The 12,203-nt window shown below is 68.7% G+C and carries 13 protein-coding genes and 2 pseudogenes; 11 read left to right on the top strand and 4 right to left on the bottom strand.

Features of this window, described 5'->3' with window-relative positions:
- Positions 1-199 (top strand): annotated as a pseudogene (locus D9599_RS21055) (IS110 family transposase); the annotation flags it as partial.
- Positions 200-447: 248 nt separating this feature from the next.
- On the opposite strand, the pseudogene D9599_RS21050 reads toward D9599_RS21055, so the two are convergent.
- From D9599_RS21050 to D9599_RS21035, 4 genes and pseudogenes are all read right to left on the bottom strand, one after another.
- Positions 448-1,045, bottom strand: a pseudogene (locus D9599_RS21050) (transposase); the annotation flags it as partial.
- Positions 1,046-1,261: 216 nt separating this feature from the next.
- Entirely contained in the window at positions 1,262-2,065 is an 804-nt protein-coding gene (locus D9599_RS21045) for an alpha/beta fold hydrolase (RefSeq protein ID WP_198383257.1), read from the bottom strand.
- 9 nt (positions 2,066-2,074) lie between these two features.
- Positions 2,075-3,046 (bottom strand): tripartite tricarboxylate transporter substrate binding protein, encoded by a 972-nt coding sequence (locus tag D9599_RS21040; protein WP_198383256.1) that lies wholly within the window; start codon positions 3,044-3,046, stop codon positions 2,075-2,077.
- Positions 3,043-3,822, bottom strand: a complete 780-nt coding sequence (locus D9599_RS21035; protein WP_232480734.1) for an alpha/beta fold hydrolase — start codon at positions 3,820-3,822, stop codon at positions 3,043-3,045. Before D9599_RS21035 ends, D9599_RS21040 begins: the two co-directional genes overlap by 4 nt.
- Before the next feature lie 260 nt (positions 3,823-4,082).
- Between D9599_RS21035 and D9599_RS21030 the strand changes: the two genes are divergently transcribed.
- From D9599_RS21030 to D9599_RS20985, 10 genes are all read left to right on the top strand, one after another.
- On the top strand, positions 4,083-5,060 hold the full coding sequence (locus D9599_RS21030) for a tripartite tricarboxylate transporter substrate binding protein (protein ID WP_198383254.1): 978 nt from the start codon (positions 4,083-4,085) through the stop codon (positions 5,058-5,060).
- Between the two features lie 8 nt (positions 5,061-5,068).
- Complete coding sequence (locus tag D9599_RS21025) at positions 5,069-5,797, top strand: protocatechuate 3,4-dioxygenase subunit beta (protein ID WP_198383253.1); 729 nt, start codon at positions 5,069-5,071, stop codon at positions 5,795-5,797.
- Positions 5,797-6,402, top strand: a complete 606-nt coding sequence (gene pcaG / locus D9599_RS21020; RefSeq protein WP_198383252.1) for a protocatechuate 3,4-dioxygenase subunit alpha — start codon at positions 5,797-5,799, stop codon at positions 6,400-6,402. The genes D9599_RS21025 and pcaG overlap by 1 nt, the downstream gene beginning before the upstream one ends.
- A gap of 32 nt (positions 6,403-6,434) precedes the next feature.
- Positions 6,435-7,304 carry a fumarate hydratase gene (locus tag D9599_RS21015; protein ID WP_198383251.1) on the top strand — a complete coding sequence of 290 codons (870 nt, stop codon included), beginning with the start codon at positions 6,435-6,437 and terminating at the stop codon, positions 7,302-7,304.
- Positions 7,301-7,951 (top strand): fumarate hydratase C-terminal domain-containing protein, encoded by a 651-nt coding sequence (locus tag D9599_RS21010; RefSeq protein WP_198383250.1) that lies wholly within the window; start codon positions 7,301-7,303, stop codon positions 7,949-7,951. Before D9599_RS21015 ends, D9599_RS21010 begins: the two co-directional genes overlap by 4 nt.
- Complete coding sequence (locus D9599_RS21005; protein WP_198383249.1) at positions 7,948-8,862, top strand: 2-hydroxyacid dehydrogenase; 915 nt, start codon at positions 7,948-7,950, stop codon at positions 8,860-8,862. Before D9599_RS21010 ends, D9599_RS21005 begins: the two co-directional genes overlap by 4 nt.
- A 36-nt stretch (positions 8,863-8,898) precedes the next feature.
- Positions 8,899-9,639 carry a GntR family transcriptional regulator gene (locus tag D9599_RS21000; protein ID WP_198383248.1) on the top strand — a complete coding sequence of 247 codons (741 nt, stop codon included), beginning with the start codon at positions 8,899-8,901 and terminating at the stop codon, positions 9,637-9,639.
- An 84-nt stretch (positions 9,640-9,723) separates the two neighbouring features.
- The gene (locus tag D9599_RS20995) at positions 9,724-10,335 is read left to right on the top strand and encodes a glutathione S-transferase family protein (RefSeq protein WP_198383247.1); all 612 of its coding nucleotides are present in this window, start codon (positions 9,724-9,726) and stop codon (positions 10,333-10,335) included.
- Positions 10,328-11,566, top strand: a complete 1,239-nt coding sequence (locus D9599_RS20990) for a CaiB/BaiF CoA transferase family protein (RefSeq protein WP_375373061.1) — start codon at positions 10,328-10,330, stop codon at positions 11,564-11,566. The genes D9599_RS20995 and D9599_RS20990 overlap by 8 nt, the downstream gene beginning before the upstream one ends.
- An 11-nt stretch (positions 11,567-11,577) precedes the next feature.
- A complete protein-coding gene (locus D9599_RS20985; protein WP_198383246.1) occupies positions 11,578-12,183 on the top strand; it encodes a carboxymuconolactone decarboxylase family protein in 606 nt (201 codons plus the stop codon).
- Positions 12,184-12,203 lie beyond the last annotated feature (20 nt).

Here is a 12,203-nt window from a genome sequence, read left to right as displayed (position 1 = left end):
CGCGGCCTGCCTATTGGTCCGGGCCCAGCGCGCATCGGCGTTGAAGGCATGGGGACTGGCCCTGGTTCAACGCCTCGGGTTCAAGCGAGCGGCCGTCGCGGCTGCGCGCAAGATCAGCGTCGTGCTGCACGCCATGTGGAAGGCCAACGCGCCTTTCCAGGCTTGGCCCGGCCTTCCGGCTGCCCCTGCCAGGTCCTGATCACCTCGGAAAGCCGGTTCTCCAGTTCCGCCGGCCAGGCGGACGCAGGCGTCCCCGCCGGGACGCGACGCAGGCCATCCCGCGGTGGGTCTTGCGGCCGGGCAACCGGACCGCGCGTTCCACATGGAGGGGTCTCGTCTCGAGGCGCATGGTGCGGCGGCCAGCAGGGCCGACCGCGGAAACAACCACGATCCGGCGGCGATGCAGCGGCAGCAGAAAAGGATTGACCAACCCAGTCGCGATCAAACAACAACCCACCTGTGACGACCGAGGTGGGTGCTGCTCTCGATCCCACGCCGGGCGATGCGCGGGGTGATGGCGCGGGCGCGGCACTCCCGGCGGCAGCGGCGATGGTCATAGGCCTTATCAGCGTGGAGCTTGCCCGGCCTTTGTCGTGGGCGGCCGCGATGGCCAGTCCTGGTCGGCGACACGGCGTCCAGGGTAGGAGCCAGCATGCGGCTGTCGTGGCGGCTAGCCCCACCGAGCGTCAGGCCGAGCGGCGTGCCGCGGGCATCGGTGACGAGGTGGCGCTTCGTGCCCGGTCTGCCGCGATCCGTCGGGCTGGGCCCGACCGCCTCGCCCCCCTTTTGGCCGCGATGCTGTCCCGCAGCCGTCGCCAGCAACTCATCCCTAAGCCGCAGCCCATCTCCGCAGGCAGCATCTCCCACGGCAGGCCGGACCTCAGCACGAACAGGGTTCGAGGCACTGCCTCGGACGCCGAAGGCTGCCTGCCAGGGCTGCCCGGTCCGCAGGCCGCGGCCGCCCCCCCTGCGGCTTGGGCCGCTCGGGCGGCAGCAGCGGCTCGATCGACGCCCAGAGATCATCCGGAACCAGCGGCTTCGCCATGCACCTCAGAACGCTCAGCAGCCCATCTTGTTAGGTGCTCTTAAGCGGCATGCAGCCACCTCCTCTCTGCCCGGAGTATACCACACCCTGCTGATCAACGGCGCGACCGTACTCCTGCCCGCTACCGATCAGTAAGCACCGCCCGCGGTCGATATCGCCGTTGGCGGCCCCGAGCGCTGGGGAGAGGACGTGCGGGCTTGACCTCCGCCCCTGCTCTCAGCCGCCGGCCTGCTCGACGAGGAAGCCGAAGATTGCCTCGTTGAAGGCCACGGGCTGCTCGATACAAGGCAGGTGCCCAGCATCGGGAATTTCTACAAAGCGGGCTTTTGGGATCTCCTCCGCCATGCGCCGCATGGTCTGGGGCATGACGCCGTCCGTGGCGCCCGCCACCAGGAGGACCGGCTGTGCGAGTTGCGGCAGCACGGCCCTCAGGTCGTAGGATTGGAGTGCGCGCGCGCAGGCGACGAAACCGCCCTGCGGCGTTCCGCTGATCATTCCTCTCACCCGCGGGATCGCGCGGTTTCCGGCGTCGAGGGAAGATGGCGAGAACCAGCGCCGCAACGTCGGCTCCACGATTGCCTCCATTCCCTCCTTCTCCACCGTGTCGATCCGTTCCTGCCAAGCCTCGGCGCCGCCCGGCGCGGTGCCGACCTGCCCGTCGGAGGCGATCAGCGCCGCCACCCGGCCGGGCGCGCGGGAGGCGAGCAGCAGGCCGGTCGCGGCCCCCATCGACACGCCGATGAAGGTCGCGCGCTCGGCGCCGACCTGCGCCATCAGGGCCTCCGCGTCGGAAGCCAGCTGGTCGAAGTTCGCGGGCCCCTCCGGCACTTCGGTACTGCCATGACCGCGCTGGTCGTATCGAAGTATGCGGAACCGTCCGGAGAGGGCCTCGACCTGCGCGTCCCAGAGAGAGAGGTCGGTAAGGAGCGAGTTGCTGAAGACGAGCCAGGGCGCGCCCTCTGGTCCATCCAGCTGACAGCGGAAACGGAGGCCGTTGGCGGTGAGCGAGATCTGATCCATGCGGCGTCCTTATTCCACACTCATGCCGGTCTCGCGCACGAAGGCGGCGAAGCGGCGGGTCTCCTCGGCCATGTAGACCGCGAACTCTTCCGGCGAGGACGGAGCTGGCTCCAGCCCGTTCTCCGCGCACCACCGGCGCATTCCCTCCCCCGCCAGCACCGCGCGGGTGTCTCGGTTCAAGCGGTTTCGCAGGTCGGGCGTCAGCCCGGCAGGGGACAGTAGGCCAAGCCAGGTGAGGAAGACGCAGCCCGGCAGCCCTGCCTCCTCCATCGTTGGCAGTTCGGGCAGCAGCGCGGCGCGATTGCGACCGGTGACAGCAAGGGCCCGTACCCCGCCCGCACGAATGTTCGGGGTGGCCGTAATCAGCGTATCAAACATCCCCTGGATCTTACCGCCGAGAAGATCCGTGTTCGACTGCGCCGCGCCGCGATAGGGCACGTGGAGGATGTCCACCCCCGCGAGTGACTTGTAGATCTCCAGAGCCCGGTGCGAGGCGCCGCCGTTACCCGAGGAGCCGAAGGCAAGCTTACCCGGATTGGCGCGGGCATAGGCGGTCAGCTCTGCAAGGTTCGTCGCGGGCACGGAGGGATGCAGCGTCAGCGCCAGTGGAGATTCAATCAGCAGCGAGATCGGCGCAAAATCCGCCACCGGATCGTAGTCCAGCTTCCGGTAGAGGCTGACATTCATCGCGTGAGTGCCGGCAAAGCCGATATACAGCGTGTTCCCGTCGGGTGCCGCGCGCGCCACCATGGCCGCTGCCATGTTGCCGCCGGCGCCGGGGCGATTGTCCACGACCACGCCGCGTTCCCAAAGAGCGCCGAGCCCGTCCGCGATCTTGCGGGCGACAAGGTCGGTGATGCCGCCGGGCGGATAGGGCACGATGAGCCGCGGCGCGCGCCCCGGGAACTCGGCCCAGGCGGACGCGGCGCGGAGCAGCGGCGCGGCGGCGAATGTGGCGCCGAGAAGGGTGCGGCGGTTCATGGCAGGCTCCGGGCGAAGGCGATGAGAGCATCGGCGACGGCGCGCGGCTGCTCGGGCACCAGGGCGTGCCCCGCGCGCTCCACCACCACGCGCGTGACACGTGGGCCCAGTACGTCCCGCAGCTCGGCCTCGGAAGGCGGGGCGGCGATGGCGTCATCCGCCGCCGCGACGTAGAGTAGCCGGTGGCGCTCGGCCGCGCGGAGCCAGGCCTTGTCCGTGGTAGCGGCGCTGGCAGCGCGCTGTGCCATGGACACCTCGGGATGCCAGCCCGGCAGCCAGACGCGGGCGTCGTTGCTTCGTGCGAAGTACGCACGTTGAAGGTGGCCGAGCCGCTCCTCGTCGGAGAGCGAAAGCGTGAAGCTCGCAGTGATGGAGCGGCGGATCTCCGGATCGATCTCCGTGCCGGTAACGGCCGCCAGCATCCCCACGCCACGCACGAGTTCCGGCCGATCATGCGCCAGCACGCGCGCAACCCAGTTGCCGGCCGCGTGGCCGACGACGAGCGCGGGCGCCGCGCCGAGTGCCTCGATGGCCTCGGCAATGTCGGCCGCCATGTCGTGCAGCGTCGCGCCCGTGCGAAGCGGCGCCGAACCGCCAATCCCTCGCGGCTCCGGCCGAAGCACGCGGAACCCGGCCTCGGTAAGCATTGGCGCAAGGACATCAAAATCCTCAGCGCCTCGGCCGAGGGATGGCAACAGAACGATTGCGGCTCCCTGCCCTTCGTCCAGCACCTCCAGCACGCCCGCGGGGAGGTCCAGCCTAGTGTGAGCTGTCATCGCTTCCGCCTCTCCCAGGGAAAACAACGCCGGGAGCCCGGCGGCAAGCTGCAAGGCGGCGCGGCGCCGCATAGATCGCTCCCCCACCTGATCGCGGCAAACCGTGCCAGACGGAATACCTACTGTCAAAAGGTCATCCTATTGACACTTAGCTCCTCCAACTGCCAGCCTATCGTGGGAATGATAGGGTCAGAAGCCGCAGAGGCAGGCCCAGGTCACCAACGGGCTTAACAGCGTCGAACGGGGGGAAGAACAAGGCGATGCACGGAGAGATCGGACGGCGCGCGGCGCTCGCCGCCCTCGGCGGGGTGGCACTGGCCACGCGCCCGGTGCTGGCCCAGAACGCCCGGACAGGTCGCGCCATCGTCGGCTTCCCGCCGGGCGGCACCGCCGACAGCGTCACGCGCCTCTACGTGGAGCGGCTGCGCGCCACCGGTGGCGGGCAGATGGTGGTGGACAACCGCCCCGGTGCCGGCGGCCGCCTCGCACTCGACGTGCTGAAGCCGCTACCGGCTGATGGCTCGGCCTTCGTCGTGACACCCGCCTCCATGCTGACCATCTACCCGCACCTCTATGCGCGGCGGCTGCGCTACGATCCGCTAAAGGATTTCAGCCCGGTTTCGCCGCTCTGCATCTTTCCCTTCGGCCTCGCGGTCGCGGCGCGGCACCCGGCCAAGAGCGTCGCCGAGTTCGTGGCCTGGGGCAAGACGCGGCCCACCGTGGACTGGGCTTCGCCCGTACCCGGTTCCATGCCGCATTTCATCGGCACGGAGCTTGGCCGGATGGCCGGGCTTTCGATGAACCACATTCCTTATCGTGGCTCCGCCCCGGCCGCGGCGGACCTGCTAGCGGGAACGGTGCAGGCGGTGATCCTGCCGCTCGGTGAGTTGACCGCGTTCCATCGCGCCGGCGAGGCGCGGCTCCTCGCCATCTCCTCGCCCCAGCGCCTGCCGCGACTGGACGACGTTCCCACCTTCGCGGAGTCCGGCTTTCCTGACCTGACGCATGAGGAGTGGTACGGAGCCGTGCTTCCCGCGGGCGCCTCGCCCGCCACCATCTCGGCGCTGCACGAGGCGATCGTCACCGCCGCCGCCACGTCCGAGATCAAGGATGCGCTGACGCGCATCGACATCATGCCGCAGGTGATGGAGCCGGCCGCCTTCCGGGAACGCATCGCGCGCGAGATCGAGGTCTGGGGTCCGATCGTGGCCGCCTCCGGTTTCCGCCCGGACGATTGAGGCACGGCATGGACACCAACCTTCCGGTGGACCTGCCGCCGAACCGCTTCGATCCCTTCCCGCCGGGGATCGAGCCAGAGGTGCCGGTGCCGGGCTATCCAAATACCTGGACGCATACCCCGGCCCAGCCCTTGCTGCGCCGCCCGGTGACGCGGACAGAAGCGACCGGCCCAATGGATCTGTGGCGCAAGCTGCCTTGCGACGAGAGCAACCTGGCCGTTCTCGCGCCCGGTCGGATCGCCATGGGTCAGCTCACGCACATGTCCGGCCGCATCCTCGACGAGGACGGAAGGCCCGTGCGTGGGGGGGTGGTGGAACTCTGGCAGGCGAACGCCGCGGGCCGCTACTTCCACCCCATCGACCAGCGCGACGCCCCGCTGGACCCGAACTTCATCGGCAACGGCCGCGTACGGACCGACGAGGAGGGGCGCTACGCCTTCTTCACGATCAAGCCCGGGGCCTATCCGGTGCCGGTGAAGGACACCTGGTGGCGGCCGCCGCACGTGCACTTCTCCGTGCTCGGTCCCTCCTCGCTGTCGCGCTTGGTGACCCAGATGTACTTCCCGGGCGATCCGATGAACGAGTGGGATCGTATCCTCAACTCCCTTCCCGACCCCGCCGCGCGCGGCCGGCTGATCGCGCGCCAAACGCACCCGGCGGAGGTCGGAGACGGCTGGATCGCTTTCACACACGATATTGTCCTGCGCGGGCGCCATGCGACGCCGGAGGCGCCGTGATGACCGAAACCCTGCTGCCCAGTTCGCAGCACACGATCGGGCCCTTCTTTCCCCGCACCTTCTTCAACGAGGGCGACAACGACCTCACCCGCGTGAACGCGGAGGCGCCGCCGAGCACGCGCGGCGAGACGATCCTCCTGCGCGGGCAGGTGACGCGGGAGGGCGGCGCGCCCTGCGTGAACGCCATCCTTGAGGCTTGGCAGGCGGACGCAGGAGGCCGCTTCAACCATCCGCTGGACCCGGAGCGGCACTTCGCTGATCCCGACTTCCTCGGCTGGGGCCGTGCCTGGACGGATGAGGCGGGTGCCTTCGAGTTCCGCACGCTGCTGCCGGGAGGCTACGACGATCCTGCCGGTAGCCGCGCGCCGCACGTCAACCTGACTGTCATGGGCGCCGGGCTGATGCGCCGTGTGCTGGCCACGCTGTTCTTTCCTGACTTCCCCAGCGAGAACTCGACCGACCCCGTGCTGAACCTCGTACCGCGAAGCCGCCGCGCGCATCTCGTCGCGAAGCCGGCCGGCCACGAGGGAGGGTTGCGCGTGTTCCGTTTCGATATCCGCCTCCGCGGCGACCCAGCGGAGGAAACGCCCTTCTTCGACGATTGAAGAGGGGCTGGCCTCTTTCCGGAAGCACCGACTTGCCCATCACCTATGACATGATGAAACGGAGCACGGCGCAGCTCTACGAGTGGTCGCTCCGCAAGGTGCCGGACGACACGCTCGAGGCGCTGCGCCGCGCGCGCGAGGCCGAGACGAACGTCGTGGCGCAGCGCACGCTCGGCATCCTCCTGCGCAGCGCCGAGATGGCGGAGACGCAGGACCGGCTCGTCTGCTCGGATTCGGGGGTTCCCACCTATACCATTGCCGTGGGCACCGGGGTACGGCTCGAAGGCGACATCCGCCGTGCGATCGTGGACGGGTTCGAGGATCTGGTCGCCACGACCAATCCGCCGCTGCTGAAGCACGTGACCAACCCGCTAACCAACGAGCGCGGCTATCAGGGCAAGGACATGCCGCTGGTGACCTGGGATATCGTGGACGGCGCGGACCATGTGGACATCATCTGCCAGCCTAAGGCGCTCGGCTCCGGCCGCTGGGCGGCGCTCGAAATCTTCACCTTCCCCTCGCTAGAGCAGATCGAGCGGTACGTGATGGAGTGCGTTCTCAAGGCCGGATCGCAGCACTGCCCGCCCGTGAATATCGGCGTCGGCATCGGCGGGTCCTTCGACCATTGCGCGAAGATGGCGGCGAAAGCGACGCTGCGGCCCTACGGTACTGTCAACCCGGAACCGATCCTCGCCGCCATGGAGGAGCGCCTGCTGAAGGCCGTGAACGCCACTGGCTTCGGGCCGATGGGCACGGGCGGCGATACGACGGCGCTCGGCGTGCACATCGAGTACTGTGCCGGCCACGGCTTCACGCCCGTCGCGGTTGCCTTCAACTGCTGGATCAACCGCCGCACCCGCGCCAGGCTCTACGAGGATGGGCGGCTGGAGCGCATCGAGTGAGCGCGCCCGCCATGGAGGACATCCGCCGGCTGCCGATGCCGCTCTCGCGCGAGGACGCGCTCTCGCTGCGCGCGGGTGACATGGTGCTGTTGGACGGCGAGCTCGTCATCACGGCGGGCCTGCCGACTTGCCAGCGCCTGGCCGAATGCGTGGAGGGGCGGCGCCAGCTGCCGCGCGCGCTGGACGGTGTTGGCCTGTTTCATCTCGGTAGCTACTCACGCGAGGCACCTGGGGAAGGCTTCGAGGTGCTTTACATGAACCCTACGACGAGCACGCGCTTCAACGCGCTGATGCCCGGCCTCATACGCGGCTTCGGCCTCACTGCCGTCGGCGGCAAGGGCGGCTTAGACGCTGCCTGCGTGGAAGCGATGCGGGAGGTCGGCTGTGTCTACTTCTCTTTCGTCGGCGGCGGCGCGCCACTGCTCTCGGACGCTATCCGGGAGGTCGTCTCCGTGCATTGGAACGACCTCGTCTCCCACTACCGCCTCGTTACGCTGCGCGTGGAGGCCCTGGGTCCGGTTACCGTGGGGATCGACGCCCATGGCAACAGCCTCTATGGCGATCTCAGCCAGGCCGCGGCCGATCGCATGCCCGCGATCATGGCGGAACTCGGCCGGGCACGCGGCGAAGCGGAGCATACGCGATGAACCTGGAACCCCTGCTCCTGCTCACGGCGATCCCTAAGGATCTACGCGACGCCCTGGCTGAGAAATACTCTCTCGTCGAGCGAGACAGCGATGCGGCGGCCAGCGCTCGCATCGCGGTCACCTCCGGCATGAGCGGTGCCGATGCCACGACGATGTCGGCCTTTCCTTCGCTGCGTCTTATCGCGTCCATGGGTGTGGGCCTGGACAAGATCGATCTCGCTGCTGCACGCAGCAAGGGAATCGCTGTCTGCCACACGCCGGACGAGCTGACGGAGGATGTGGCCGATTTTGCTATCGGCCTCATGTACGCCGCGTCGCGTCGCATTGCCGAGGCCGATCGCTTCGTGCGAGCCGGTCGCTGGTCTCGTGGCCGTATGTCGCCGAGCATCGGACTGCATGGCAAGGCTGCGGGGATCGTCGCGCTCGGGCGGATTGGCACCGCGATCGCGCGCCGCGCCGACGGTATCGGCATGGACGTGGCATGGACCGGCCCGCGGCCGAAGCCGGAGGCGCCCTGGGCCTATGTTGCCGATATTGTCTCCCTGGCCGCGCGCTCGGACGTGCTGATCCTGGCGAGCCCGGGCGGCGAGGAGACGCGGCACATGGTTGACGCCGCGGTCCTGGCGGCGCTCGGCCCGCGCGGCATCCTCGTTAACATCGCGCGCGGTTCCGTGGTGGACGAAGCCGCGCTGCTGGCCGCGCTGGAGGACCGCACGATCGCGGGCGCCGGTCTGGACGTCTTCGCGAGCGAACCCGCGCTGGACCCGCGGTTCGTCGCGCTCGAAAACGCGGTGCTCGCGCCGCACTACGCCTCCCTGACCGACGAAACACGGGCGGCGATCATTGCGCGCATGCTGCGCGACATTGATGCTTTCCGGCGGGGCGAGGCCTTCTTCGATGCTGCTGCCTGAATCCGTGGTCACCACCCGCATCCGGGAGGAAGCGCCGTGAGTGCACCGCAGGGTAAGGTGGACTTCAGCCGGAGTGCCGTGCCGCGCTACATCCAGCTCGCGACACTGTTCCGCCGCCGCGTCGAGCAGGGATCGTGGAAGCTGGGTCAACAAATTCCAACGGTGGACGAGTTGGCGGCGGAGTGCAGCGTTGCCCGCGCCACCATCCGGCAGGCCCTGGACGAACTGGAGCGGGACGGCCTGATCGAGCGGTTCCGGGCCAAGGGCACCTTCGTGCGCAAGGCACCGGTGGAACGCCTCTGGTGCGATGTGGAGGCTGACTGGAACGGGCTGCTGCGTTCAAGGGAGGGCGCGGAGATCGAAATTCTCTCCGACACCGCAGACATTCCCGGCGGCGCGATCCCGGACAGCATCGGCGAGGCCGCACCGCTCTACCGGCACATCCGTCGCCGGCACTGGCGCGATGGACAGCCCTTCCTCCTGGCGGACGTCTATCTCGACGCCCGCCTCTCCGAGCTCGTCAGTGCGGAGGACCTCGGCAGCAAAACGGCGCTGCGGCTCGTGGCCGGGCTGAAGGGCGTGCAGATTGCCGATGCGCGGCAGACCCTGACGATCGGCGTGGCCGATGTGGAGAGCGCGAAAGCCCTTCACCTTCCACTGAACGCCCCTGTCGCGCATGTCCATCGCGCTGCGATGGACCAGCACGGCACGCTCGTGCTTGTGGCGGATGGCATCTATCGTGGCGACGTGGTCCGCATCGACATCAAGTTGAAGTAACAGGCCGTTTGCGGGTGGACGCGGCGAGAGGGCCGCTTCATAAAGGCCATAGAACTGGCCTAACGTGTCATTGAGGAGCGATCCATGAGGCTTCACTGGTCCCCGCGCTCACCCTTCGTGCGCAAGGTGATGGTGGCCGCCCATGAGCTCGGCCTTGCGGACCGCATCCGGACTGTTCGTACGGTTGTCCGCATGGGTACGCTGAACGCAGATCTCGCGCCGGAGAATCCACTTAGCAAGATCCCGACGCTCGTGCTCGACGACGGACGCGTGCTCTTCGATAGCCTGACGATCATCGAGTACCTAGACGACCTCGCGGGCGGCGGTCGCCTGGTGCCCGCGGGAGACGCGCGCTGGACGGCGATGACACGCCATGCGCTGGGCAACGGCCTGCTGGACCTCCTGATCCTTTGGCGGAACGAGCGCGACAAGCCGCCCGGGACACGCACACAAGAATGGCTCGACAGCTTCGCCGCGAAGACGGCCGCGACGCTCGACCATCTGGAGCGTGACGCGCCTTCGCTCGCGGAAACACCCCTCTGCATTGGCCAGATCGCCATTGGTTGCGCCCTCTCCTATCTCGACTTCCGCTTCCCCGACCTGCCCTGGCGCGACAGGCATCCAGTCCTTGCCGGATGGCACGCGGGCTTCTCAGCACGCCCCTCGGCGCGCGCGACGGAGGCCGTCGATGACTGACATGCCCGCCCGCCAGGGCCCCCTATCCCATATCCGCGTGCTCGACCTCAGCCGCATCATGGCGGCGCCCTGGGCGACGCAGGTCCTTGCAGATCTTGGGGCCGACGTGATCAAGGTGGAGCGTCCCGGCGCTGGCGACGATACGCGCAGCTGGGGTCCGCCCTTCCTTGCCGATGCTGCCGGCCAGGCGACGCGCGATGCCGGGTATTTCCTCGCCGTCAACCGTGGCAAGCGCTCGGTGACGGTGGACATGGCCAAGCCGGAGGGACAGGCCGTGATCCGACGCCTTGCAGAGGGCGCGGACATCGTGATCGAGAATTTCAAAGCGGGTGCCCTCGCCCGCTACGGCCTCGACGCGGCCTCGCTTCGGGCGCTCAACCCGCGCCTCGTCTACTGCTCCGTGACTGGCTTCGGACAGGACGGGCCGCGCGCCGATCAGGCGGCCTACGACTTCGCCATCCAAGCCATGGGCGGCCTGATGAGCATCACGGGCGAGCGCGACGATGCGCCCGGTGGCGGCCCGCAGAAGGTAGGCGTGCCGATTGTGGACCTGATGACCGGCATGTACGCCGCCGTGGCCGTTCTCGCCGCGATCGCGCGCCGCGATCAGACAGGGACGGGCGATACGATCGACCTCGCGATGCTCGACGTGTCCGCGGCGTTCCTCGCGAACCAGTCGATGAACTGGCTTCTCTCCGGCCGTGCCCCGAAGCGGGGCGGCAATCGGCATCCCAATATTCAGCCGCAGGACGTGTTTCCATGTTCTGACGGGCAACTTGTGCTCGCGGTTGGCAATGACGGGCAGTTCCGGAAGCTTTGCGGCGCGCTCGGCCGGCCTGATTGGGCAGAGGACGAGCGCTTCGCTACCAATGCCGCACGCGTGCGCAACAACCCTGTGCTCACGCCGCTTCTCTCGGAGCGCTTCCGCGAGTTCGAGCGCGCACCGCTAATGGCTGCGCTGGATGCCGCGGGCGTGCCCTGCGCGCCCATCAATTCGGTCCCCGAGGTCTTTGAGGACCCGCAGCTGCGCCACCGGGAGATGCTTCGGCACCTGCCGCACCCCGTCGCGGGCACCGTGCCCCAGGTGGTCAGCCCGCTTCGCTTCGCCGAGGCCGCGTTGCGCTTCGACCGCGCGCCGCCCACCCTCGGGCAGCACACGGCGGAGGTGCTGGCGGAGCTGGGAATGGACGAGGAAGCCGTCGCGGGCCTTGCCGCGCAGGGCGTGATCTGAGGAACCGACGCATGGCCCGCATTCCCCTCCCCTCCGGCGAGGAACTGTCGCCCGAACAGCGGCGCGTTTTTGATGCCGTGGTCGCCGGCCCGCGCGGGCAGGTCATCGGCCCGCTGCGCGCGGTGATCCACAACGCCGACCTCGCTGACCGCTGGTCGCGGCTCGGCGAGATCCTGCGCTTCGGCACCTCGCTGCCGCGGCGGCTGAACGAGCTTGCCATCATCGTGACGGGCAGGCGCTGGTCGAGCCAGGTGGAGTGGTGGGTGCACGCGCGCGCGGCGGCGGAGGCCGGCATCGCGCCCGAGGCAATCGATGCCATCCGAGCGGGTGAACCGCCCAGCTTTGATGACGCAGAGGAGGCGCTGGTCTACGAGTTTGCAAGGCATCTCCAGCTCTCCGGCCAGGTGCCGCTGCCCGTCTATGAGGAGGCGCAGCAGCGCTGGGGCGCGCGCGGCGTCGTCGAGCTGACCGCCGTCATCGGCTACTACACCATGGTTTCGATGACGCTGAACGCCCATGAGATCCCGCTTCCGGACGGTATCGCGCCGCCGCTGCAGGCGCCGGCGGAAGGGCTTGCCCCGCTGCCGCCCGCCCAGCTTGCCGCCACCGCACGCTAGGCGGCAGGAACAGGGAGGAG

The sequence above is a fragment of the Roseomonas sp. KE2513 genome (assembly GCF_016107305.1).
Lineage (GTDB): Bacteria > Pseudomonadota > Alphaproteobacteria > Acetobacterales > Acetobacteraceae > Roseomonas.
The sequence above is the reverse complement of the archived record's forward strand: the minus strand, read 5'-3'. Positions and strand labels throughout refer to the sequence as shown.

Bases quoted from the DNA above. Each gene is read 5' to 3' on its own strand.
- D9599_RS21045 (WP_198383257.1), bottom strand. From the start codon at position 2,065: ATGGATCAGATCTCGCTCACCGCCAACGGCCTCCGTTTCCGCTGTCAG.
- D9599_RS21040 (WP_198383256.1), bottom strand. From the start codon at position 3,046: ATGAACCGCCGCACCCTTCTCGGCGCCACATTCGCCGCCGCGCCGCTG.
- D9599_RS20995 (WP_198383247.1), top strand. From the start codon at position 9,724: ATGAGGCTTCACTGGTCCCCGCGCTCACCCTTCGTGCGCAAGGTGATG.
- D9599_RS21035 (WP_232480734.1), bottom strand. From the start codon at position 3,822: ATGACAGCTCACACTAGGCTGGACCTCCCCGCGGGCGTGCTGGAGGTG.
- D9599_RS21025 (WP_198383253.1), top strand. From the start codon at position 5,069: ATGGACACCAACCTTCCGGTGGACCTGCCGCCGAACCGCTTCGATCCC.
- pcaG (WP_198383252.1), top strand. From the start codon at position 5,797: ATGACCGAAACCCTGCTGCCCAGTTCGCAGCACACGATCGGGCCCTTC.
- D9599_RS20985 (WP_198383246.1), top strand. From the start codon at position 11,578: ATGGCCCGCATTCCCCTCCCCTCCGGCGAGGAACTGTCGCCCGAACAG.
- D9599_RS20990 (WP_375373061.1), top strand. From the start codon at position 10,328: ATGACTGACATGCCCGCCCGCCAGGGCCCCCTATCCCATATCCGCGTG.
- D9599_RS21005 (WP_198383249.1), top strand. From the start codon at position 7,948: ATGAACCTGGAACCCCTGCTCCTGCTCACGGCGATCCCTAAGGATCTA.
- D9599_RS21030 (WP_198383254.1), top strand. From the start codon at position 4,083: ATGCACGGAGAGATCGGACGGCGCGCGGCGCTCGCCGCCCTCGGCGGG.